We start from the raw sequence: 22,499 nt of genomic DNA on the forward strand, positions 1-22,499 counted from the left end.
ACTGTGACCAGCACTGAACTCGCCAACGGCACGTCCCTTTCCATCCCCGGCCCGGCGTCCCCCTACCAAGGGGACATCGCCCGGTACTGGGACGGAGAGGCCAGGCCAGTGAACCTGCGCCTCGGCGACGTCGACGGGCTCTACCACCACCACTACGGCATCGGGGACGTGGACCACGCCGCTCTGGGGGACGTGGGCGACAGCGAGTACGAGAAGAGGCTGATCGCCGAGCTCCACCGACTGGAGTCGGCGCAGACCGACGTGCTCCTCGACCAGCTCGGACCCGTCGGGCGTGACGACACCGTCGTGGACGCGGGATGCGGCCGGGGCGGCTCGTTGGTCATGGCCCACCAACGGTTCGGGTGCCGGGCGGAGGGCGTCACGCTCTCGGCCAAGCAGGCCGACTTCGCCAACCGGCGCGCCCGCGAACTCGGCATGGAGGAGCATGTCCACGCCCGCGTGTGCAACATGCTCGACACGCCCTTCGAGACCGGCCAGGCCAAGGCCTCGTGGAACAACGAGTCCAGCATGTACGTCGATCTGGACGACCTGTTCGCCGAGCACTCCCGGGTGCTCGCGCCCGGCGGCCGCTATGTGACCATCACCGGCTGCTGGAACCCGCGCTACGGCCAGCCCTCGAAGTGGGTCTCCCAGATCAATGCGCACTTCGAGTGCAACATCCACTCCCGCAGGGAGTATCTGAAGGCCATGGCCGACAACCGCCTGGTGCCGCAGGCCATCGTCGACCTGACGGACGCGACGCTGCCCTACTGGGAGCTGCGGGCGACGTCCTCGCTGGTCACCGGCATCGAAGAGGCGTTCATCAACTCGTACAGGGACGGCTCGTTCCAGTATGTGCTGATCGCGGCCGACCGCATCTGACCGAGCCCGCCGCAAGGAGCTGAAGAACCTCAAGAACGACGTCCGGGGCCGTCCGACGACGACCCCGGACCTCGCACGTCCGCCGCTGTTTCTCTACTGGCCACCGGTGGAGCGGCCGAAGAACTCCAGCTCGGCGATGGCCACCTGGCGCTTCTTGCCGGTGCCGTAGGCCGAGCGCAGGACCAGGCGTGCCTTCACCGCGTCCCGTACGCGCACGTCGATCTTCTGCACACCGCCGTCGTTGATCCGGCGGTGCATCACGTGCTCCTTGCCCGCCGAGTCGTTGACCACCAGGTCGAACTCCATCGGCCTCGCCTGCTCGGCGGCCTGGGCGCTGCGCGGCGAAGTGCCGGGCGTGATCAGGAGGTTGAGCAGGTCGGTGGGCTGACCGAAGTCGGCCTGCAGCCACTGGCCCGCCGAGTCGCCCGCGTAACCCGTGCCCCACCAGGTGTTGCTGTAGCCGTCGAAGGCGAGCTTGGCCGACTGCTTGGGGGCGGCGTGCGAGGCGCTGTAGTCGGTGGGGTGGACGGGGACCCGCTTCGCGAAGTGGTCCTGCACGGCCCGCGCGGCCGGTGGCCCGCCGAAGATCCCGCCCACCACCAGGCCGACGACCACCGCGATGCCCACGGCACGGGCGATCCAGCGGGTGCGGTCGCGGTGGAGCCGGGGGCGCTGTCCCGCGTACGGGCCCTCGGCGAGCGGGGTGGTGTTGTCCCTGAGCGGGTTCGCGCAGCTGCGGCAGAAGTGCCGACGGGGGGCGTTGGGCGTCCCGCAGCTCGGGCAGGGCGCTCCCGACTCGGGCTCGACGGGCACGGCGGCCTGCCGTACGCGGGGCCGGGCCGCGTCGGGCCTGCCCGGCAGCACGCTGCCCGGAGTCTCCGGCGCCACGGGCTCGGAGCCCTCGGGCACCGGCACGAGCAGGGACCGGATGGCGGTGTCGCTGGGCCGGGGCGGGCCCGCGGTCGGCTCGGGGGCGGCCGGGGGCAGCGGCACGGTGGTGTCGGTGGAACCGGCGGGGGGAGGGCCGAAGACACCGGCGGGAGGGGACGGGGCAGCGGGGCCCGCGTCGGCCTCGGACTGCGCCGCGGCGGAGCCGTCCGCGGCCGGAGCGTTGCCCGGGCGGGCGGGGCCCGACGTGCCTGCCGGGGTGTCCCAGCGGAGGAAGGCCCCGCACGAGTCGCAGAAGGACTGGCCGTGCTGGCGGGCCGGGGTGCCGCACTCGGGGCACGGGATCGTGTTGGCTGGGGAGTTCTGCATGTCGTCCGTCTCGTGCTGGTCGGGCATCTCTAGGTCCCTTCAGGGAAAGGTGTGGCGGTCACCTCGGCCGTGAAGGGGAGGTGGGCGGGGCGGGCCGCCGCGACGACGGCCCGCAGGCGGTGCGGGTCGACCGATGAGGGGTCGCGGACGCGCAGGCTGACGTGCAGGGCGGGGCGCGGGGTGCCGGGGAAGGCACCCAACGGGCGTGCGGACCAGCTCGCGCCGCCGCTCTCGGCGATCTCCGGGCGTACGCCGAAGGCGAGTTCGACTGCGGCGGCGAGTCCGCGGTGGGTGCCGCGGACGCGGTGCAGTTCGACGGCGGAGGCCACGGCGCGGCGGCGCGTCGCCAGCGGTTCGGTGCCGTCGAGTTCCGTGCCGACCCAGTCCGTCAGCCAGCCGAGGAAGTCCTCGGGCGTCAGGGAGGGCGTGAAGTACGCCTCCAGGCAGTCCAGGACGGTGAAGACGGGTGCGAGCACGACGTCCAGACCGGAGACGAAGCGCAGGGCGAAGTCGTCGTCGGCGAAGACGGCGGGCAACTGGTCCCCGAGGGGGTGCGCGGACCCCAGCTCCGACAGGGACCCGCGCCTCGACCCGCCGGAGCCGTCACCGTCCCCGGCCCCCGGGGCGGGCACGAAGCCGTCACCGCCGCCGGAACCGCCGCCGCCCGTTCCTGAGGCGTGCCCGGACCGGGAGGAGGGAGCGTCCCCGGCACCGGCAGCCTTCACCCATGACGCACGCGCGCCGCCCGAGGTGACCGAGGCGCCCGGAGCGTCCTTGGACACCGAAGCGGGGGCGGGCTCGGTCTTGCCCTCGGTCTTGGCCTCAGCCTTGGTCTTGGGCTTGCTCTCGGTCTTGGGCTTGGGCTTGGTTTTGGGTGCGGGTGCGGGTGCGGGTGCGGGTGCGGGTGCGGGTGCGGGTGCGGGTGCGGGTGCGGGTGCGGGTGCGGGTGCCGGGTCCGGGGCGGGGGCCGCGGGGGTCGGCTGCCTGGGCCCGGGGTTCCCCGGAGCGGCATCCGCCTGCTGGGCACTGCTCGGCTCGGAGCCGGGGCTCGGGTCGGCGTACGGGTTCGGGCCGGTGTAGGGGTTCGGGTCGGCGTAAGGATTCGGGTTGGCGTACGGGTTCGGGCCCGAGTAGACGTTCGGGTCGGAGTAGGGGTTCGACACGGGCGCGTACGGCGTTCCGGGAGCGTGTCCCGCTTGCGCGGGGTCGGAACCGGTACCTGCACCTTGAGCGGGCCCTGCCTCCGCGGGCCCCACCTCCGCGGGCAGCTCCTGCGCGTGTCCCGTCCGTCCGTCGGGCTCCGCCGCCGAAGGCGTGCCCTTCGGCCTCGGGTCGTTCTCCGTGCCGCCCGTCATCGTGCCTCGATGACGCGGACGCGGTGGTCGAAGGGGAACAGGAGGGCGGAGGGAGCCAGTTCGATGCGGTCCGTCGCGTCGCCCCTGCGGCCGGTGAGGGGGTCGGCGGGGTGGAGCAGGACCTCGTCGACCAGCTCCACGCCAGGCACCCGCTGGAGCGCGGCGAAGATCTCGCCCGCGCGCAGGGGACGGCCGAACGACCAGCCCTCGCCGTGCGCCCCGCCGGTCAGCGGGTCGAGGTAGGCGTACAGCGCGTCGAGCGCCTCGGAGCGGACGCGCTCCGCCTGTGCGGCGCGGAAGGAGTGGAGCGTGGCGACCACGGTGACGCCCTGGTAGTAGGGCGGGCCGACCGAGAGGCGGGTGCCCAGCGGGCGGCGGTCGTCGAGGAACTGGGTGACGCGGGAGAGGAGTTCCTCACCGGGCACCAGCTGCTCGAAGCGGAGCCTGCCGCCCCGGTCCGGCACGGCCTGGGGGACGACGAGGACGCGGACCGCGTTCTCCCCGGCCTCCGCCGAGTCCGCGGCCAGACAGTGGATCCGCGCGGTCTCGGGCGCGGCCCGCCGCGCCAGCTCCTCGTAGTCGCGCGCCGTCACCGCCCGCTCCTGCGCGCGCAGCGCGATCGGCGCGCGGACCTTGGCCTCCTGGACCGTCTCGCCGTCCACGCCGCCGCGCGCCGCCTCCCGGTTCTCCACCCGGGAGACGTACGGAATGGAGCTGCGCAGCACCTGGATGGCGCCGCGGGCCACATTGCCCGTGCGGCCGCCGCCCGTGCGGTAACGGGTCGCGCGGAGCGCCGCGCCCTTCTGGGGCACCGCGCCGAACTGCCGCAGCGAGCCGTCCGGTTCGCGGACCGCGGGGCCGAACGCGACCTCGCCGGTCGCCGCGTCCAGCGTCACGTGGGGGTCGTACGGACCCGAGGAGGCGAAGTCGTCGACGACCTGCCACTCGGCCCAGCCCGACCCCTCGCCGTCGGAGACCTCCAGGACCAGCGGCGGCCGGTCGGCGACCACCGGCGCCTGGGCCAGCCGGACGCGCTGTCCGGGCACGCCCGTGGAGTCGCCGAGGAGCTCGTCGCGTACGACGTCCGCGTGCGCGACGGCGGTCGTGCCGCCGATGGTGAAGGCGGCCGCGGACCGCACGGTGGGCGACGCGCTGTAGAACGGCTGGCCCTTCGCGGCCTCGATGACGCGGCAGCGCACCCAGCCCGCGTCCTGCCGCCCGATGCGGGACACGATGTGACCTGCGGGGATGTGGAGCACGACGTCGCCGGGGCGGTTGAGGCCACCGGTGGAGTCCTCGTCCACCTCGCACTCGGTCCAGCCGTCCGCGGTCCACGCCTCCCACACCAGCGGCGGCTGGCGCGGGTCGACGCCCACGCCGTCCACCCGGCTGTCGAGCTGCAGCACCGCCGCGCACCGCGGCACCGCCGCACTGAGCCCGAAGAGCAGCGTGTCACCGGGGCGCGGCGACTCAGCGAAGGCCGCCACGTCACGGCCGCCGAAGATGTCCTGCCCGCAGTCCTGCGGCGTGCTGCCGTCCTCCTGGCGCAGCACGGCCGACAGCTCGCAGGGCACCACCGTCAGATCGTCCTCGGTGGCGAAGGCCACCGCTTCCTCGGTCTCGGTGCGGCTGGTCGCCACCTCCGTCCCCGAGGGCAGGACCACCGACTCGGGCTGCGGCGCGGAGAGCCAGAAGGTGACCTCCGCGCGGGCCGCGGAGGGCGGGAAGAGGGTGACGCCGAGCAGGTCGAGGAAGGCCAGGTGGTTCTTCTCCGGCACGCGGTTGAGCCGGTAGACGATCTGGTCGGCCATGTGCGCGACGGCCTCGACGAGGGTGACTCCCGGGTCGGAGACGTTGTGGTCGGTCCACTCCGGGCAGCGCTGCTGGATGTAGCGCTTGGCGTCGTCGACGAACTGCTGGAAGCGCCGGTCGTCGAGGTGGGGTGCGGGCAGGGCCATCGGACTTCAGACTCCGCTCTCTGATTCCGTGGACGGGATCACATAGAAGGGAAAGACGAGACTGCGCGGATTGTTGGTGCCGCGCACGCTGTAGCTCACGTCGATGAAAAGGACGGACGGTTCGTCGGGCGCCGGGCTCACCTCGACGTCCAGGACATCGATGCGCGGCTCCCAGCGGTCGAGCGAGGACCGCACCTCGTACCGGATCCGTCCCGCCGTCGCCTCGTTGACCGGCGCGAACACCATGTCGTGGACGGCGCAGCCGAATTCGGGCCGCATCGGCCGCTCGCCCGGCGCGGTGGCGAGCACGAGACGGATCGACTCCTCGATCTCGCGTTCGCGCCGGGCCAGCGCGATGCCGCCCCCGGCGCTCGTACGCAGCGGAAAGGTCCAGCCCGCACCGACGAACTGCTCACTCATGTCCTGTGACCCCCTCGAGGCACATGTCCCTCAACTCCCTCAAGTCCCTCAAGTCCTCTAGAACGGCAGGCCGTTGCGCAGGACCGCCGGTGCGGTCAGCGCGACGGTGGCCGGTGAGGTGATGGCGGCCGCCGCGCCCGCGTTGACGGCCACCGCGCCCGCCGCGGTGACGGAGACCGCGCCGACCGCGTTCACGGCCACCGCGCCCGCCGACTTGAGGCTGACGACGCCGGTCGCGTTGATGTCCGCCATGCCGCCCGCGTTGACGCCGAACTTCGCGCCCGCCTTGATGTCGACCGCGCCGCCCGCACTCATCGTCAGCGAGCCGCCCGCCGTCAGCGACAGGTTGCCGCCCGCCCTGATGCTGACGTTGCGGGTCCCGGAGATGGACACGGAGCCGTCGCTGCGGATGGTCACGCTGGTCCGTGTCTCGTCCATGTGGACGGTGAGGCGGCCGTTGCCGGTCTGCAGCCTGATGCCGCTCTTCATGCGGGACTTGGCGTCGATGAGCTCCATGGTGTGGCCGCTGCGCGAGGAGATGGAGCGCCAGTTGACCCGGCCGCTGGTCGGGTCGATCGGCTGCAGCCCGTCCGTGCTGGGCGTCGGCTTGTCCCTGCCGTTGTACAACCCGGCGAGCACGTAGGGATGTTCGAGGAAACCCCGGTCGAAGGCGACGAGCACCTCGTCGCCCACCTCGGGCATCATCAGGCCGCCGCCCTTGACCCCGCCCATCTGCGCGATGCGGCACCAGTCGCTCTCGTACTTGTCGGAGAGCCACGGGAAGCGCAGCTTGACGCGGTTCAGCCTGAGCGGGTCCTTGGCGTTGCTGACCAGCGCCATCGCGACGCCCGGCATCGTCGGCGCGGCCTCCGTGCCACCGGAGGCGAGGCCGTACAGGGAGCGGAACTGGCGCCCCGAGACGGTCAGCCACGTCGTGAACTGCCGCCCGGACTCGAAGATGTGGCGCACGCCGGTCGCCGTGTACTTCCCCTCGAAGGGGAACCCGGCCCCCTTCAGCGCCACGGGCCGCCCCGGCCGCAGGTCGGGGTTGCCGGTGACGGCCACCTCGATCTCGGCGAAGGAGCCCGCCACGTCGTCCGCCAACGACTTCGAGGCGTGCGTGACCTGGGCCTGGGTGGTGTACGGCGTCCCGGTCTCGGTCAGCTCCGCCTTCCCGAACGGCTGTGAGAGCTGCGCGGGGGTGATGTCGGCGACGATGTCCTTGCTGCGGATCGCCGGGGACTGCATGGACAGGGCGCGCTTGGCCCGCATGTCCCAGCCCCGGACCCCGGCCGTGGCGACCTGCCCCGATGCGGTCACCGCGACCCGGCTGTGCAGCGCGTTGTGCCCGAATTCGAGGACGTACGGGCTCTGCGCGGCCGGAGTCGAGTCGGACGGCGCGCCCGAGGCGGGCGCGAGCTTGGCGAAGCTCAGCTTCCCGTCCTGGTCGAAGGACAGGTGGGTGTCGTTCTCCTGGGCGAGCCGGGTGAGGAAGTCCCAGTCGGTGATGTTCGGCTGGGTGGCCAGCTCGTACACCGTCGGCGTGGATTCGATCTTCCCGATCTTCACCTTGTTGGCGGCGGCGACGCGGCGCACGATGTCGGACGCCGTCATGTTCTTGAAGCCCTGCACGCGGCGGTTGCGCAGCAGCCGGTGCCCGGGGTCGTAGCCGCGCACGACGAGCGACTTGCCGCCGCCGTCCGAGTCCACCTCCAGGGCGGTGACCTCACCGGTCAGCATCGGCTTGCCGCGCACACCGTCCGTGAACGGGCACAGGACGGCCTCGGCGCCCACCTTGATCTTCGGGAACTTCTCCAGGATGTCGCCGCCCGTGTCGGCGAAGGTCAGCTGGAAGGCGGACGGCACGTTCACGCTGGCGTCCACCCAGCCCTCCACGAGTAGCACGGCGAGCTTGTCGGGCAGGACGGATCCGCCGATCTCGGCGTGCAGGACGCTCGTGTACGTCTTCTCACTCATCAGGACTCCACGTGCGCGGGGGTGGTGACAGAGCCGGGCCGGGCCTCGTCGGCGGCGGGCAGCAGCAGCTCGGTGCCGGGCCGCAGCCGCATCGGGTCGTCGATGTCGTTGGCCTCCGCGATCAGCCGCCATCGGGTGGCGTCGCCGTACTCCCGCCAGGCCAGCGACGCCAGCGAGTCGCCCGCGACGGTGCGGTGCACACGGCGGGCGGAGAGCGCGCCGGAGGTCGGGTTCTGCCCCTTGGTGGGCATCGAGACCTCGGTGAGCGCGAGCGAGCAGGTGGCGCGGATCGGCTCACCGGTCGGGTTGAAGAGGGTGTACGTGGCACTGACGTTGGTCACGTACGCCACGAACTGCACGGTGTTGAACGACCCCCACGAGAACCGTACCCACGGCGGCGAAGGACGCTTGGAGGTGACGCTCTGCGGGGTCACCTCGCAGCACGAGAGGAGCATCTCGACCTGCTTCTGCACCTTCCCGGAGTTGGGGGTGCCGGAGGAGTCGAGGAAGACCTCCAGCTGGAGGGTGGCCGGGGCGGCGCCGGTGAACTTCGGCGGGGCGCCCCGGGTGTACGCGACGGCACGCTGCGTACGCCACTCCGCGGACCGCGCCATCTGCAGCTGCGTCGGGTTGAACTGGAACTCCACCTCACCGATCCGCCCGCCCATCGACCCGCCGAGGTCGGTGGGCGGCTGGTGGATGGCGAGCGCGGCACGGACCAGGCTCGCGCCTGCCTTGCCGCCGGTGGGCGCGGCCATCTCAGGCACCTCCCGCGTCGGTGAATCCGTGGTGCGCGATCTCCAGCGTCTCCGTCGCCACGGCCGGACTGTCCGGGCTCAGGCTCGGCCCCTGCCAGCGCACGGGCAGCACCTCCACGAGCCCCCACTGCGCGACGATGGAACCGTCCGCGCGCAGGGCCGCGATCTGCGCGGTGGGCCGCGAGATCCCGGTCGCGATGGACGAGATCCAGGCGGCCACGCGGGCCGTGTCGGCGGTCAGGGGCCGGGTGAGCCGGATGGTGGAGAAGGTCACGCGGGTGGGCAACTGCCAGACGAACCCGTTGTTGCCGCCCTCCTGCCGCTGCTCCACCTCCACCTCGGAGGAGAGCCCGTCGCACCCGTTGAACAGGCCGAGGTCCTGGCCGTCGATGGTGAGCTTGAAGAAGACGGTGGAGCCGGGGTCCTTGGGCGAGGGCATGGTTTCTCTTTGCTGTGGAGGTGGCGGAGGACGGTGGGACGCGACCGCTGCTAGCGGCCGTGGTCCCGGAGTCGGCCCACCCGCTCGCGGTCACTGCGGAGCTCCGCACGGAGCAGACGCGAGAGCGGAGCGAGGAGCCGCCGCGCGAGGTCGTCGAGATCGGCGGGGGCGGCGGATTCGGAGACGGGGTCGGCGCCGGACTCGGAGGCGGAGCCGGTGTGTTGGGCCTGGTGCTGGGTCTGGGCGGGTGCGGCCGACCTGGTCTCCGCGGCGCCGGTGCCGGTGGCTCCGGCGGTGGACCGGGAGACCGTGGTCTGCTGCCGAGGCGCGGGGGCCGGTTGCGGCTGCGGCTGCGGCTGTGCGGGCTCGGCGGGTGCAGGGGCGGGTGCGGGTGCCGCGCGCCGCTGGACGGGGAGCACGGCCGGGGCCATGACCGTCTGACGGACGGGGGTCTGGGCGGGGGTGGGCGCGGGACGGCTCGCCTGGGGGTTGGGCTTGGCCAGCGGTACGACGACGGGGGCGGCGGGTCCGGAGGCGGCGGCGCCGCTGCGGGGTGCGCCGGGCCGGCCGGTTCCGCCGGTTCCGCTGGTCCCGCCGGTCCGGGGTCCGGTACTTGCTGACTTCTGCAGTGGTACGGCGGCGGGCGCGGGAGTGGGAGCGGGAGCCGTTACGGGGGTGGCTGCTGCCGGGGTCGGGGCGCCCGGTACCGGGGTGTGCGGTGCGTGAGGCGCGTGCGAGGTCTGCGTCGTGAGGCCCCGGGAGGGGGACAGGGGACGAGGGGGAGCGGTGAGGAGGTCCGCGGGCCGGTAACTGCCGGGGGCGATGCGGCGGTTGATCGGGACGACGGGGAGTGGTTGGGGCTGGGGGTACGAGTGGGAGTGCGGGTGGGGCGTTGCCGTCGCCTGTGCCTGTGTTCGCGGCTGCTGCGGGGCCGGGGCCGGGACCGTGGCCGGGGTGGGCTTGGGGGCGGGCGCAGGGGTGGGTGCGGGGCCGCTGCTTGCCGACTTCTGGACGGGGGTGACCGGCGCGCTCGGCCGGGTCTGGTGCGGGCGGCTCTGCGGTGCCGGGCCGGGGGTGGTGGCGGGCGGCTGCTGGTTGAGCGGCGCGGGGGACGGCATGGGGGACGGCACGGGAGGAGGCGTGGGTGCTCGTCCGGGTCCGGCGTGGGCCGACTTCTGCACCGAGGTGATGGGTGCGCCGATCGGGGAGCGGCGCGGGCGGTCCTGGCTGCTTGCCGCGGGGGTGGGCGGCGTGGCGGCGGGTCCGCTGGTGGCCGACCTGTGTGCAGCCGACCTGGGCGCAGGTGTCGCCGGGGTGTTGGCCGGGGGCTGGTGCGTGGGGTTCTGGCCGCTTGCTGCGGGGGTGGGCGGCGTAGGGGCGGGTCCGTTGGTGGCCGACCTGTGTGCAGGTGTCGCCGGGGTGACCGGGGGCTGGTGCGTTGGGTTCTGGGGGGTCGGGCCGGGGGTGGTGCGGGGTGCGGGTTCGCCGCTGGCCGACTTTTGCACCGGGGTGATGGGCGCGCCGATGGGGGAGCGGCGCGGGCGGTTCTGGCCGCTTGCCGCGGGGGTGGGGGCGGCAGCGGGGGAGGGTGAGGACGTTGGGGAGGGTGAGGATGTGGGCGTGGGGGCGGGCCCGTTGTTCGCCGACCTTTGGACCGGTGCGACCGGTGCGACCGGTGCGACCGGTGCAACTGGTGCAACCGGTGCGTCGGTCGACGGCCGGTGCGTGGGGTTCTGCGGGGTCGGTGCGGGGGCGGTGCGGGGTGCGGGTTCGCCGCTGGCCGACTTCTGCACCGGGGTGATGGGCGCGCCGATCGCGGTGCGGCGCGGGCGGTTCTGGCCGCTTGCCGTGGGAGTGGAAGCAGGCGCGGGCGCGGGTGCAGGTACGGATGTGGGTGCAGGCCTGCCGCCGGTCGTCGGCCTCTGCGCAGGTGTCACCGGTGCGTGGCTCGGAGCCGGAGTGTGGCTCGGGCGGCTTTGCGGTGCCGGGGCGGGGCCGGGGGCAGAGGCAGGGGCTGGGGCTGGTGTCGCTCCGTCGCTTGCGGACTTCTGCACGGGGGTGATGGGCGCGGGGGCGACAGGCGCGGGCGTCACGGGTGTGGGTGTGATGGGTGCGCCGATCGCGGTGCGGCGCGGGCGGGTCTGGCCGCTTGCCGTGGGAGTGGGCGCGGCAGCGGGACTGGGCGCCGGTGAAGGTGACGGCGTGGGCGCGGGTCCCTTGGCTGCCGACCGCTGGACCGGCGCGGTCGGCGCGTCGGTCGGGGTCTGCTGCGGGGTGCTCTGCGGTGCCGGGGCGGGCGGCTGGTTGTGGGGCCGACCGCTTGCCGCGGGGGCGGGTGAAGGCGTGGGCGCAGCTGCGGGCCCGGCCTTCGCCGACTTCTGGACGGGCGGGGCGGCCGGGGCAGCCGGGGCAGCCGGGGCAGCCGGGGCGGGAGTCGCGGCAGGCCGGGAGCTTGTCGCGGGCCTGTCGGTCGTCGGCTTCTGGGCCGGTGCGCTCTGGCGCGGGCCGGGCTGCGGCGCCGGGGCAGGGGCGGGCGGCTGGTCGAGGGGGAGGCCCGGGCCTGGGCCCGGGTCACTCGTCGGCGTGCCGCCGCCGTTGCTGCTGCCGGGCTGCGTGCGCGAGACCCGGCGCATGCGAGGCCGCCGCTGTACGGGCTGGACGGGGGAGTCCGCCCGTACAGCGACGGGGTCCGTGGCCGCGGTCGCGGCAGGCGCACCCGGGCCGGTGGGGGGCACTGCCCCGGGGACATCGGTGGCCCGGACGTCGGGACCGCCTTCGGTCCTCGTAGGAGTCGCCCCGACGGGGAACAACTGCCGCTGCGGAACGACACCAGGCGCCGCCGAGATGAGCGGCGAGCGCCGCGTGGCCCGCGACGTCTGCACCACGGGCGCGGCGGGTACGGCAGGCACGGCGGGGGAAGTCGCCGCGGCACTCACCCCTGGCGCCTGACGCCGAGTCCCTGCCTCACCACCGCCGGGCACGGAGCCCGACGCGGAACCGGAACCGGAGTTGGCAGGAACGGGAAGGGCCCGCGCACCGGCGAGCGGTGCGGTCTCGGACGTAGAAGAAGCAGAAGCAGAAGCAGATTCAGCCGCGGACGCGGCGGACCGCTGCACCGGCGCCGCTGCACGCGAAGGCTTGCCCGACGGTGTCTTCGTACGGGCGACGGGAACCGGCGATGCGGCGCTCGGCGTGAAGCCTCCCGCCGACGCGCCCTCGCCGGAGCCCGACGCCTGCTCCTCCGCACCGGCCTCCCCAAGGCCCCGTACCGGCAGCCGCAGCGACGGCAGGTCGAGGTTCCCCGGGCGGCCCGCCACCGGCGTCAGGACGTTGTGGAGCAGACCTCCGGGCGCCGAGGAGCGCACCGCGTGCCCCAACTCGCCGCCGAAGGAGGGGTTCTGGTGGGTGGCGAGCATCGCGCCGAAGCCCTGCTCGGCGACGGTCCGCGGCGCCGAGAGCACACGCTGGACCGGCGGCACGGCCGCCCACGCGTCACCACGGCCGCCAGCACCGGCACCCGCGCCGACGTCAGTACCCGCACCCGTATCCGAGCCCGAGTCGGTCGCGTCCGCCACGCCCGCGTCCGGCGCACCCGCACCCGACGCGACCGCCTCGTCCCGCGACCCCCGCCGCCACCTGAACAAGCCCATCACTTACCTCGACTCACCGACCGGTCGCCTTCGCCTCCGCCTGCTCCACCAACGTGGCGGTCCGTCCCACGTACGCGCGCCGGTCCGCGTGCTCGAGGTCGAGGATGTCGTCCATGCCCCAGTGGAAGTGGTAGGCGAGGTACGCGACTTCCTCCTCGATGCGGTCGGCCGCGTACGTCACGATTCCCCCAGGCGGCTCCCGGCCAGCTCCACCTCGAAGGACTCCGAGCAGTGCGGGCAGGCCACCGCCGCACGGGTGTGGCCCTCCGCGTTGATCTGCCGGTAGAAGTCCTGCAAGAAGGCCAGGTCGGAGGCGAACATGTTCTCCACCGTGCCGTCGTGGACGGAGCCGAGGGTGCCGAGCCGGGTGATGACCCGGCCCAGCAGCACCACGGACAGGTAGGCGGGGTTCTCGCGCACCCGCACGTCCCGCAGCGGCACCAGTTCGTCACGTGCCGTCGCGAGCCGCATCGCGCCGTTGCGGTGCACGGTGCCGGACTCGTCCACGAACCCGCGCGGCAACTCGAACTCGAATTCCGTACGCAGCGGTTCGCGGACGCCCGTCACAGCGCCGGGCGCCGTGCCCGCCCCCGCGATCGTCCCTGCCGGGCCCTCGCGCCGCATTATTCGATGACCAGCTCTTCGAAGACGATGGTGACCTGCTCGGTCAGCGCGGCGGCGTCGCCCGCCTTGACCCCGCTGGTCTCCACCTTGCTGCACCAGGCGGCGCGCAGGTTGTAACGCTTCACCGGGTTGTTCTGGTAGTCCATCATCATGATCGTCGCGTTCTTGCGCGCCGAGCCCATGTCGCCCTGAATGGACTTGTTGATCCACTCACTGAACACGGGGCTCTGCGTCATGCCGCGGGTGACCGTGCACTCACCGGCCTTCTTCACGCCGGGCATCTTCTTCACGACGGGCTTTCCGTCCGCCGACACCTGCTGGTACTCGATGACGTCCTGCTCCATGGAGAGGCCGCTGACCTCCTGCAGGTACTCGACCATGACACCGTCGATCTGCAGGCCGAAATTGTGGGTGGTGAGGGCGTCACCGGGCTGAAGGGACAAGGGGGTTCACTCCTGTGATGGTGGCTCTGGTGGTGGCGTGCGGTACTGCTCGGACTACTCCTCCAGCTCGCCGCCCCCGCCGGAGAACTGCGCGAGCCGGAACACCACGAACTCGGCGGGCTTGACCGGCGCGATGCCGATCTCGCAGACGACGCGGCCGAGGTCGACCGACTCCGGCGGGTTCGTCTCCTCGTCACACTTGACGTAGAAGGCGTCCTCGGGGCGCTGGCCGAACAGGGCGCCCGAGCGCCACTCGTTGACCAGGAACGCCGAGACGTTGCGCCGGATGCGCGCCCACAGGGCGTGGTCGTTCGGCTCGAAGACGACCCACTGGGTGCCGATGAGGATCGACTCTTCGAGGTAGTTGAAGTAGCGGCGCACGTTCAGGTAGCGCCAGGCCGGGTCGGACGCCATCGTGCGGGCGCCCCACACGCGGATGCCGCGGCCGGGGAACGCGCGGATGCAGTTCACGCCGACCGGGTTGAGCAGGTCCTGCTCGCCGCGGGTGATCTGCAGCTCCAGGTCCACGGCGCCGCGCACGATCTCGTTGGCCGGAGCCTTGTGCACACCGCGCTCGGCGTCGTTGCGCGCCCAGATGCCCGCCATGTGGCCGGACGGCGGCACGACCACCGACTGGCCCGAGGCCGGGTCGAAGGACTTGATCCAGGGGTAGTAGAGGGCGGCGTAGCGCGAGTCGTACCCGGCCAGCTCCTGACGCCACTGCCGGATCTGGCGGGCGTTCAGCGACGGCGGCGGGTCGATGATGGCCATCCGGTCGCCCATCAGCTCGCAGTGCGAGATGAGGCCGAGCTGGACCGCCTTGACCTGCTCCTCGTCGATGAGGCCCTGCTGGTAGGCGGCCATCAGGTCGGGCACCGCGACCATGTTGACCTCGTCGAGCGCCTCCAGGCCGCCGAAGCCGGTGCGGTCCGCGGAGTCGCCGATGAACTGGGCGGTCTCGACGCGTGCGACCTGGCCGTTCGAGCCGGGCACGGCGGGGGTGGCGGGCGCGGGCGGCGCGAGGGTCACGGTCTGCGCGTCGGGCTTGGCCAGCTGGCCGCCGGTCGCGGACTCCTCGAGGGTGATCGTCTTGGACCGCTGCTTGACCTGCGTGACGACGTAGTTGCGCGCGGTCTTCTTCGAGCTGACGTCGAAGTTCTCGACGACCTTGTCGCCGTCCTTGACGATCAGCTTGAAGCGGTCGGCCGCGCCCTCACCCTCGCCGTCCTGCACCTCGACGGTCAGCGCGCCGCCGTCCGTGGTGCCGGAGGTGATGGCCGACACCGTGAAGGCGCCGAGCGCCACGGGCTGGCCCGCGGTGAGCTCCTTGGGAGCCTGGGTGGGCGCGGGCGCCTGCTGCTGCGGCTCGGCCGCGTCGGTGCCGCCGACGCGCACGACGTACGCGGCGCTGCCGCCGTTGTTGAAGAACCCGTACACGGAGTGCGCCAGGTAGTACCCGTCCGTGAACTCGCCGAACGCGGCCACGTACTGCGACCAGTTGGTCACCAGCGTCGGCTCGTTGAGCGGTCCCCGCGGCGCCAGTCCCACAAAGGCGGCGACGGAGGTGCCGACACCTTCGATGGGGCGCGAGCCGCTGGCGACTTCCTCGATGTAGACGCCGGGGGACAGGTAGTTGGGCATGCTGCTGTGCTCCAAGGCTCGAGGGGTGGCGAGGGTGTGGCGGGCGACCGGCGATGCGCGTCGGTGCGGCTGCCGCTCGTTCCCCCTGTGGCCGGCCGTGTGCCGGTCCCCGCTGGTTCGTACCGTGTCGACGATGCCTCACGCGCGGGCCGGTGCGTAGAGACGGAAGGACGTCAGCGAGGGCAGATGCCGCTGCCCGTTCAGCCGTCGGGCGGCCGTCTTCGACCGGTGGGTTCGTGGTGGTGCGCGGTCGGGCCGGATCCGCCGGGGGTGTGTTGCCCGTCCGGTCATCGGTCCGGGGCAGCGGGCAAACGGGTCGGCGGGAGGCGGTTCGGCGCGGCGCCCGGCCCGGCCGAATGCGATCGGTCGGTGGCGCATATGCCCCGTCCGGTGTGACCGTGATGTCAATACCTGGTCAACAAGGGGGCACAAGTACCCCGGGGGAGTCGGGGGACTCATGAGGCTGACGTAACGTTTGGTGCGTACGGCCATGCGCGGCGCGTACGAACGGGCACTTCGCGGTGCATCACAGGGCAAGGGGCGCGGGCTGACGATGCGGGGTGACGCGGGCGGCCGCACGGGCCGGGACGGCGAGAGGGAAGCCGACCGGGAGGATCTGGGCGGGCCGTTGTGGTTCCAGGTCCTCGGACCGGTGCGGGCCTGGCGCGACGGGCAGGCGCTGACGCTCGGGCCGCCGCAGCAGCGCGCGACGCTGGCCGCGCTCCTGTTGCGCGGTGGGCGGCCGGTGTCGGCGGCGGAGCTGGTGGACGCGCTGTGGGACGAGGCGCCGCCGCCGCGTGCGATCGGCACGCTGCGTACGTACGTCTCCCGGCTGCGCACCCTTCTCGAACCGGACCGGCGGGCCCGTGAACCCGCCAGGCTCCTGGTGTCGGCGGGGGACGGCTACGCGCTGCGCCTCCCGCGCGGCGCCCTCGACGCGAGCGAGCTGGAGGACCGGGTTTCCGCGGCGCGTTCGCTGCGCGTCGCCGGTGAACACGCCGACGCCTACGCCGAGTTGACCGCCGCGCTCGCGCTGTCCGACGGGTCCCCGCTGGCCGGGCTGCCCGGGCCTTACGCCCGGCGCCAGCGCGACCGGCTCACCGAGCTTTCCGTCACCGCGCAGGAGGAGTTCTTCGCCTGCGCGCTCGAACTGGGCTGCCACGGCGAGACGACGGCCCCCCTGAGCGTCTTCGCGGCGGAGCACCCGCTGCGGGAACGCGCCCAGGCCCTGCTCATGCTCGCCCTGCACCGGGGCGGCAGGAGGGCGGACGCGCTCGCGGTGTACGAGACGACGCGCCGCACGCTCGCCACGGAGCTGGGCGTGGACCCGGGCAAGGAGCTCGCCGCACTCCACGAGGACCTGCTGAGGGGCGCACCGCTGCCGCCCGCCGCCCTCCCCTGGCTCTCCCCGCACCCGGCGCCACCGCGGGCCACCGAGCAACGCCCCCACATATCCGCACGTCCGCCCCGCGACCGGACAACGACCAAAACAACACAAGGCACGACACCGACCCACCCCGCACCGAAACCCACGCGAATACGCACCAACCCGGCAGAACTCCGCCCCGCCGCATACATCGGCCCTGGCACCGCACAGCCCCACACCGGTGCCCCGCAGCCCCACTCCGGCGCCACACCCATCCACCCCCGCGCCGCACAACCCAACCCCGCCGCCGCACCCACCCACCCCGTCCCCCCGCCACCCCCGAGCCCCACACCCCCCGCCGACCTAGCCGCCCGCCCCCTCCCCCTCAGCGGGGCGGCCCCCGTGGGCGCGACCAGTCCCGGCCCCGTGCGTGGCTCCGTCGCCCCCCTCACCCCCGCCCAGCTCCTCCCCGACGTGCCCGACTTCGCGGGGCGTGAGGGGGAGGTGCGGATGTTGACCGAGACGCTGCGTTCCGCCACGTCCGGCAGCACGATGGCCGTGGCCACGCTCACCGGGCTCGGCGGCGTCGGCAAGACCGCGCTCGCGGTGCACGTCGCACACGCCTTACGAGACGAGTTCCCGGACGGGCAGCTGTACGTGGACCTGCGCGGCGCGGACCCGGCGCCCGGCGTGGACAGCGGCAGCGCGCTCACCGGGTTCCTGCGCGCCCTCGGCATCCCCGAGAGCGCCGTGCCCGACGGCATCGACCAGCAGACCGCCCTCTACCGCTCGCTCCTGGCTGGGCGCCGCATGCTCGTGTTCCTCGACAACGCGCGCGACACCGCCCAGGTGCGGCCGCTGCTGCCCGGCGCCCCGGGCTGCGCGGTCCTGGTGACCAGCCGCTCGCGGACCATCACCCTGCCCGGGGCGCGTCTCGTCGACGTCGAGACGATGGACGAGCCGCAGGCGCTCGGCCTGCTCTGCGCCATCGTCGGCGCGGAGCGCGTGGCCGCCGAGCGGGACGCCGCCCGTGAACTGGTCGCGGTCTGCGGCGGGCTGCCGCTCGCCGTCCGCATCGTCGCCGCCCGCCTGGCCGCCAGGCCCGGCCGTCCCATGGCCGACCTCGTGGCACGGCTGCGCGACGAGCGCCGCAGGCTGGACGAGCTGCGGGTGGACGACCTGGGCGTCGAGGCGACCTTCCGGCTCGGGTACGAGGCCCTGGAACCGGGCCTCGCCCACGCCTTCCGCATGGTCTCGCTCTGCTACATGCCGTCGTTCTGCCGCGGCGCCGCGGGCGCGCTCCTCGGCGTGAGCGAGGAGGAGGCGGAGCAGGCGGTGGAGCGGCTGGTCGACGCCGGGCTCATGGAGCTGCACGGCGAGGACCGCTACCGCTTCCACGACCTGGTGCGGCTCTTCGCGCGACGGCAGTGCGAGCTGCGCGAGAGCGCGCGGGACCGCGCCGCCGCCCGGCTGCGCTTCCTCGACTACGTCCTCGCCACCGTCATCACCGCGATCCGCCGCACGAAGCCGCACAGCGTGCTGCCCGAACTGCTGCACAGCCCCGCGTCCGCGGGCAAGGCACTGCCCGACGAGGCCGCCGCGCACGACTGGCTGGTCGTCGCGCACTCCCGGCTGTGCGACGCCGCGGAGAACGCCCTGCGGCACGTCCCGGATGAGGCGGCGGACCCAGACGTACCGGATCCGCGATGTCCGCCCGGTCTGCGTCCCGTCGTCGACCTGCTCACCGCCTGGTCCCACCTGGTGGCAGGTACCGCCCGCCACCGCGACCTGGAACCCCTCGCCGAACTGGCCCTGCGCACCGCCCGCAGACACGGCGACGACCGGTCCGCGGCCCGCGCCCTGCGGCTCCTCGGCGCCCCGCACTACGGCACCGAGACCTACGGCCGCGCCGAGCACGCGCTGCGCGAGAGCCTGCACCTCGCCGCGGCCTGCGGCGACCTGCTCGTCGGCGCCGAGGGCAGCCACGAGCTGGGCATCGTCCTCATGGGCACCGGCCGCTACGCCCAGGCCCTTGAGCAACTGCGCCTCTCGTACGCCAGATTCGGCGCGCTCGGCGGGCACGACGACCGGATCCGGATCCTGTCGCACATGGCCCGCGCGTACGTCGCCCTGGGCAGACGCCCGGCCGCGGACACCGCGATCGACGAAGCGGTGCGCCAGGCCCGCAGATCGGGCAGCACGCACACGCTCGCGCACGTCCTCTACCAGGCGGGCTGTGCGCTGCTCGGGGACGGCCGGGCGGCCGCGGGCGCGGAGCAGTTGCGCGAGGCGCAGCGCCTGCACGGCGCGGCCCGCAACCCGCGCTGGGAGGCGCTGTGCTGGGCCCGGCTCGCGTACTGCGAACTGGAACAGGGCAGCCCGGGCGAGGCCATGCGCTGCGCGGACGCGGCGCTGGCCGTCGAGGGCGAACTGGGCGACGCGTTCTGCCATGCGCTCGCGATGGCCGCGCGGGGGCGGGCGCTGCTCGCCATCGGCGACCTCGAACGGGCCAGAGCCGCCCTGCGGATCGCGCACCGCGTGATGGAGCGGCGCGGCGCCCTGGAGGCCGACGAGATCGCCGGACTGCTCGCCACGCTGAGACCGGGCGCCGGTGTGCGGGGGCCGGTGCTCTCCGCGTCCGGCTGAACCGTCCGGGAGGCCGTCCGCGAGGGCAGCAGTGCCTGCCCTTGACGTCGCCCTTTCGTACAAGGAGAGACCCGGAGGTGCCCTCTACCGTGCCCGTATGACGTGGTGGAACTCCCTTGACCCGGCGGCCGTGACCGTTGACCCCGGCGGCCGGGCGACCGTGCGGCTTCGCGTACGCAACACGGGTGACACGGTGGAGGAGTTCCGGCTCGGGGTCGTCGGCACCCCGGCGGGCTGGTCCCGGATCGAGCCCGACGTGCTGCGGCTCTACCCCGGCAGCGAGGGCACCGCCGAGGTCTCCTTCGCGCCGCCCCGCTCGCCCGACGCGGCAGCGGGACCCACGCCGTTCGGCATCCGCGTCGAGCCCCGTGAGAACCCCGAGGCCCGGGACGTGATCGAGGGGCAGGTCACGGTCACGCCCTTCTCGGAGATCCGCGCCGAACTCGTGCCGCCCACCATCGTGGGACGTTTCCGCGGCCGGGCCTCCGTCGCCGTGGACAACCTCGGCAACACCCCGCTGACCGCGGCCCTCACCCTCCGCGACGACGCGGGCCGCCTCGCCTTCGAGGTCGACCCCACCGCCGTGCAGGTGGCGCCGGGCCGCGCCGCGTTCGCGAAGCTCACCATCCGCCCGAACCAGGTGCTGTGGACGGGTTCCGGACAGGCACACCCGCTCACCGTCTCCGTGCGCCGCTCCGGCGACGAGCAGGGCCACGAGCTGCCGGGCAGCTTCGACCAGCGCCCGGTGCTGCCCCGTCGGCTGCTCGCCCTCGGCGGCGTGCTCGCGGCGCTCGCCGTCGCGTCCGTCGTGGCCTGGCTGACCTACGCGCCCGATTTCAGCGGCTCGGCGCGCGAGAACCAGGCGGCAGGCCCGCCCGCCGCCGTCGCGCAGGGCGGCGAGAAGGACAAGCTCGACGACGCCCCGCCGCCTCCCAAGGAGAAGGCGGGCGGCGGCAGCCAGGGCGGTACGGGCTCGGGCTCCGGTGGCGGCGGCGAGGAGAGAACCAGCGGCGGCGGCTCCGGAGGCGGCGGCTCGTCGGGCGGCAGTGGTGGCGGCACCGGCGAGAAGGCGAAGTCGGACGGCGGCGGTGGCGGCAAGGCCCGCTCGGGCCCGCCGTGGCGGCGCGGCTACGCGCCGGACGTCGTCGTCGAGTACGCCCAGCGCCGCCTCGCCGCGCTCGGCTCGAAGAACCCCTGCACACTGACCGGCCACTGGACGCCAGGCGTCATCGACTCCAACACAGAGGCAAAACTCATCTGTTACCAGAAGGCCGTGGTCCGCACCGGCCAGAACTCCGGGAACAACACCGCTCAGATCTTCGAGACGGACGACGAGGGCACGCTGGGCCGTGCCACCCTCACCTCGCTGTGGGCGCAGGGCATCCGGCCCGACGCCGTGCGCTCCGGCGCCGACAGCTGGGAGGTCGTACAGCTCCAGGCCGCGTTCTGGTGGGCCTCGCAGGCAGGCATCAGCGACAAGGACCTGGACCGCGACCGGGCGTACGCCGAGTACGGCGTCGACTACTTCAAGAACGGCCGTAGCGCGCCCACCACGGCCAGGTACAACGACAACACGGCGGCTCACATCAAGGACTACCAGGCCTCCGTCGGCCTTCCGGCGACCGGCACGGCAGACAGCGCGACCCTGCAGGCCCTCGTCGGCGGCAGCGTCAACAACCCCGGCGTGACAGGGCGGTGAGCGGCATGTGGACCTCTCTCGAACCAGCGTCGACCACCGTCGAGCCCGGCGCCACCGCGAGCGTGCGGCTGCGGGTGCGCAACACCGGCGACACCGTCGAGGAGTACCGCCTCCAGGTGGTCGGTGCCGCGGCGGGCTGGACCCGCGTGCAGCCCGACGTCCTGCGCCTGTATCCGGGGGCGGAGGGCACCGCCCAGGTGGAGTTCGCCCCGCCCCGGACCTCGGACGCCCTGGCGGGCCCGACCCCGTTCGGCGTCCGGGTGCAGCCCCGCGAGACCCCGCACACCGTGGATGTCGCCGAGGGCCAGGTCACCGTAGGACCGTTCGCCGAACTCCGTACGGAACTGCTTCCGTTGATCGTCCGCGGACGGTTGCGCGCCAAGGCGTCGGTGGCCGTCGACAACCTCGGCAACCAGCAGCTCACGGCCTCCTTCTCCGGCCGTGAGAACGGCGAGGAGCTGGAGGTCGAGTCGGAGCCGGGATCGGTCCAGGTCGCGCCGGGTCGCGCCGGATTCGCCGACCTCAGCATCAAGCCCGGCGCGGTGAGCTGGGTGGGCGGCACCCGCAAGCACCCCTTCACGGTGTCCGTGCTGCGGGCCGGGGTGCCCGAGCCGGTGGAGCTGCGCGGCACGTACGTCCAGCCTTCGGTGATCCCGCGCTGGGCGATGGCGGTGTTCTCGGTGCTGTTCGCGCTGGGCCTGGCGTTCGCCGTGATGTGGTTCCAGCACAAGCCCGCCATGTCCTCGCAGGCCAGGGAGAAGCAGGGCGAGCAGCGTGAGCTGCCGCAGGGCGACGGCATGAAGCAGGCCCCGAGTCCCTCCGCGAGCCCCTCCAAGGAGGAGGAGAAGGAGCCGGAGAAGCCCGCGGACAAGCCCGCGAACCCCGATGCGGGTGGCGGCGGCGGTGGTGGGGACAAGGACGAGAAGCCGAAGGGCCCCAAGACGCACACCATCCGCAGCAACGAGGGCAACGGCTGGTACCTGGAGGTCAAGCGGGGGGCGAAGGAGGACGGCACCTACGTCGGCCAGAACCCCTCCCTCACGGACGAGTTCGGGAAGAACCAGGAGTGGATCCTGCACCACTACCCCGAGTCCGACACCTACTCCATCGAGGCCGCGAACGCCCCGGGCGCGATCATCGACCAGAAGGTGGACACCAACATCGTCCAGATCTTCCACGCGCCGCCGGAGAACATCAGGAGCGGCCGACTGCCGGACAACCAGAAGTGGAAGCTGGAGCGGCGCGCCGACGGACTGGTGCGGATCGTCGGTGTCCGTTCCGGCGAGTGCATCGTCGACATGCAGAACGACAAGAGCGCGGTCACGTGGAAGTGCGACGACCGCAACAGCATGGGCTGGACGCTCTCCGACTGGGAGAAGTAGCA

The 22,499-nt window shown here is 73.4% G+C and carries 17 protein-coding genes; 5 read left to right on the top strand and 12 right to left on the bottom strand.

The window, feature by feature from the left end; translation table 11 throughout:
• Nucleotides 1-3: 3 nt before the first annotated feature.
• Nucleotides 4-882: a geranyl diphosphate 2-C-methyltransferase gene (locus AC068B_RS10740; protein ID WP_478670580.1), complete on the top strand. Its 879-nt coding sequence runs from the start codon at nt 4-6 to the stop codon at nt 880-882.
• 93 nt (nt 883-975) lie between these two features.
• Here the strand turns inward: AC068B_RS10740 and AC068B_RS10745 are convergent, their stop codons facing one another.
• The 8 genes from AC068B_RS10745 to AC068B_RS10780 form a co-directional block, all read right to left on the bottom strand.
• Nucleotides 976-2,166 (bottom strand): NADase-type glycan-binding domain-containing protein, encoded by a 1,191-nt coding sequence (locus AC068B_RS10745; protein WP_478670581.1) that lies wholly within the window; start codon nt 2,164-2,166, stop codon nt 976-978.
• A gap of 2 nt (nt 2,167-2,168) precedes the next feature.
• Nucleotides 2,169-2,705 (bottom strand): phage tail protein, encoded by a 537-nt coding sequence (locus tag AC068B_RS10750; RefSeq protein WP_478671261.1) that lies wholly within the window; start codon nt 2,703-2,705, stop codon nt 2,169-2,171.
• Nucleotides 2,706-3,490: 785 nt separating this feature from the next.
• Nucleotides 3,491-5,452 carry a putative baseplate assembly protein gene (locus AC068B_RS10755; RefSeq protein WP_478670583.1) on the bottom strand — a complete coding sequence of 654 codons (1,962 nt, stop codon included), beginning with the start codon at nt 5,450-5,452 and terminating at the stop codon, nt 3,491-3,493.
• 6 nt (nt 5,453-5,458) lie between these two features.
• Nucleotides 5,459-5,872, bottom strand: a complete 414-nt coding sequence (locus tag AC068B_RS10760) for a GPW/gp25 family protein (protein WP_468567408.1) — start codon at nt 5,870-5,872, stop codon at nt 5,459-5,461.
• A gap of 57 nt (nt 5,873-5,929) precedes the next feature.
• Nucleotides 5,930-7,849 carry a VgrG-related protein gene (locus tag AC068B_RS10765; protein ID WP_478670585.1) on the bottom strand — a complete coding sequence of 640 codons (1,920 nt, stop codon included), beginning with the start codon at nt 7,847-7,849 and terminating at the stop codon, nt 5,930-5,932.
• Nucleotides 7,849-8,607 (bottom strand): CIS tube protein, encoded by a 759-nt coding sequence (locus tag AC068B_RS10770; protein ID WP_478670586.1) that lies wholly within the window; start codon nt 8,605-8,607, stop codon nt 7,849-7,851. Before AC068B_RS10770 ends, AC068B_RS10765 begins: the two co-directional genes overlap by 1 nt.
• A gap of 1 nt (nt 8,608) precedes the next feature.
• On the bottom strand, nt 8,609-9,046 hold the full coding sequence (locus tag AC068B_RS10775; RefSeq protein ID WP_150186695.1) for a phage tail protein: 438 nt from the start codon (nt 9,044-9,046) through the stop codon (nt 8,609-8,611).
• 50 nt (nt 9,047-9,096) lie between these two features.
• Nucleotides 9,097-10,164: a hypothetical protein gene (locus tag AC068B_RS10780; protein WP_478670589.1), complete on the bottom strand. Its 1,068-nt coding sequence runs from the start codon at nt 10,162-10,164 to the stop codon at nt 9,097-9,099.
• A gap of 988 nt (nt 10,165-11,152) precedes the next feature.
• Between AC068B_RS10780 and AC068B_RS10785 the strand changes: the two genes are divergently transcribed.
• Nucleotides 11,153-11,995 carry a hypothetical protein gene (locus tag AC068B_RS10785; RefSeq protein ID WP_478670590.1) on the top strand — a complete coding sequence of 281 codons (843 nt, stop codon included), beginning with the start codon at nt 11,153-11,155 and terminating at the stop codon, nt 11,993-11,995.
• Nucleotides 11,996-12,709: 714 nt separating this feature from the next.
• Here the strand turns inward: AC068B_RS10785 and AC068B_RS10790 are convergent.
• The 4 genes from AC068B_RS10790 to AC068B_RS10805 are packed head-to-tail and all read right to left on the bottom strand — an operon-like array spanning nt 12,710 to nt 15,404.
• Nucleotides 12,710-12,877 (bottom strand): DUF6760 family protein, encoded by a 168-nt coding sequence (locus AC068B_RS10790; RefSeq protein ID WP_167355695.1) that lies wholly within the window; start codon nt 12,875-12,877, stop codon nt 12,710-12,712.
• A complete protein-coding gene (locus AC068B_RS10795; RefSeq protein ID WP_468567400.1) occupies nt 12,874-13,320 on the bottom strand; it encodes a hypothetical protein in 447 nt (148 codons plus the stop codon). Before AC068B_RS10795 ends, AC068B_RS10790 begins: the two co-directional genes overlap by 4 nt.
• A complete protein-coding gene (locus AC068B_RS10800) occupies nt 13,320-13,763 on the bottom strand; it encodes a phage tail protein (RefSeq protein WP_356249695.1) in 444 nt (147 codons plus the stop codon). Before AC068B_RS10800 ends, AC068B_RS10795 begins: the two co-directional genes overlap by 1 nt.
• 54 nt (nt 13,764-13,817) lie before the next feature.
• Nucleotides 13,818-15,404, bottom strand: a complete 1,587-nt coding sequence (locus AC068B_RS10805) for a phage tail sheath family protein (protein WP_478670592.1) — start codon at nt 15,402-15,404, stop codon at nt 13,818-13,820.
• 553 nt (nt 15,405-15,957) lie between these two features.
• Between AC068B_RS10805 and AC068B_RS10810 the strand changes: the two genes are divergently transcribed.
• The 3 genes from AC068B_RS10810 (at nt 15,958) to AC068B_RS10820 (ending at nt 22,497) form a co-directional block, all read left to right on the top strand.
• Nucleotides 15,958-19,416 (top strand): AfsR/SARP family transcriptional regulator, encoded by a 3,459-nt coding sequence (locus AC068B_RS10810; RefSeq protein ID WP_478670594.1) that lies wholly within the window; start codon nt 15,958-15,960, stop codon nt 19,414-19,416.
• Between the two features lie 97 nt (nt 19,417-19,513).
• The gene (locus AC068B_RS10815) at nt 19,514-21,115 is read left to right on the top strand and encodes a peptidoglycan-binding protein (RefSeq protein ID WP_478670596.1); all 1,602 of its coding nucleotides are present in this window, start codon (nt 19,514-19,516) and stop codon (nt 21,113-21,115) included.
• A 5-nt stretch (nt 21,116-21,120) separates the two neighbouring features.
• Entirely contained in the window at nt 21,121-22,497 is a 1,377-nt protein-coding gene (locus AC068B_RS10820) for an RICIN domain-containing protein (protein ID WP_478670597.1), read from the top strand.
• Nucleotides 22,498-22,499: the final 2 nt, after the last annotated feature.

Source organism: Streptomyces sp. NPDC042371 (genome assembly GCF_056437465.1).

Excerpts from the sequence above, each read along its gene's own strand:
- AC068B_RS10795 (WP_468567400.1), bottom strand. The coding sequence starts at position 13,320 with ATGCGGCGCGAGGGCCCGGCAGGGACGATCGCGGGGGCGGGCACGGCG.
- AC068B_RS10755 (WP_478670583.1), bottom strand. The coding sequence starts at position 5,452 with ATGGCCCTGCCCGCACCCCACCTCGACGACCGGCGCTTCCAGCAGTTC.
- AC068B_RS10775 (WP_150186695.1), bottom strand. The coding sequence starts at position 9,046 with ATGCCCTCGCCCAAGGACCCCGGCTCCACCGTCTTCTTCAAGCTCACC.
- AC068B_RS10770 (WP_478670586.1), bottom strand. The coding sequence starts at position 8,607 with ATGGCCGCGCCCACCGGCGGCAAGGCAGGCGCGAGCCTGGTCCGTGCC.
- AC068B_RS10805 (WP_478670592.1), bottom strand. The coding sequence starts at position 15,404 with ATGCCCAACTACCTGTCCCCCGGCGTCTACATCGAGGAAGTCGCCAGC.
- AC068B_RS10780 (WP_478670589.1), bottom strand. The coding sequence starts at position 10,164 with ATGCCGTCCCCCGCGCCGCTCAACCAGCAGCCGCCCGCCACCACCCCC.
- AC068B_RS10810 (WP_478670594.1), top strand. The coding sequence starts at position 15,958 with ATGCGGGGTGACGCGGGCGGCCGCACGGGCCGGGACGGCGAGAGGGAA.
- AC068B_RS10760 (WP_468567408.1), bottom strand. The coding sequence starts at position 5,872 with ATGAGTGAGCAGTTCGTCGGTGCGGGCTGGACCTTTCCGCTGCGTACG.
- AC068B_RS10820 (WP_478670597.1), top strand. The coding sequence starts at position 21,121 with ATGTGGACCTCTCTCGAACCAGCGTCGACCACCGTCGAGCCCGGCGCC.
- AC068B_RS10745 (WP_478670581.1), bottom strand. The coding sequence starts at position 2,166 with ATGCCCGACCAGCACGAGACGGACGACATGCAGAACTCCCCAGCCAAC.
- AC068B_RS10785 (WP_478670590.1), top strand. The coding sequence starts at position 11,153 with ATGGGTGCGCCGATCGCGGTGCGGCGCGGGCGGGTCTGGCCGCTTGCC.
- AC068B_RS10815 (WP_478670596.1), top strand. The coding sequence starts at position 19,514 with ATGACGTGGTGGAACTCCCTTGACCCGGCGGCCGTGACCGTTGACCCC.
- AC068B_RS10765 (WP_478670585.1), bottom strand. The coding sequence starts at position 7,849 with ATGAGTGAGAAGACGTACACGAGCGTCCTGCACGCCGAGATCGGCGGA.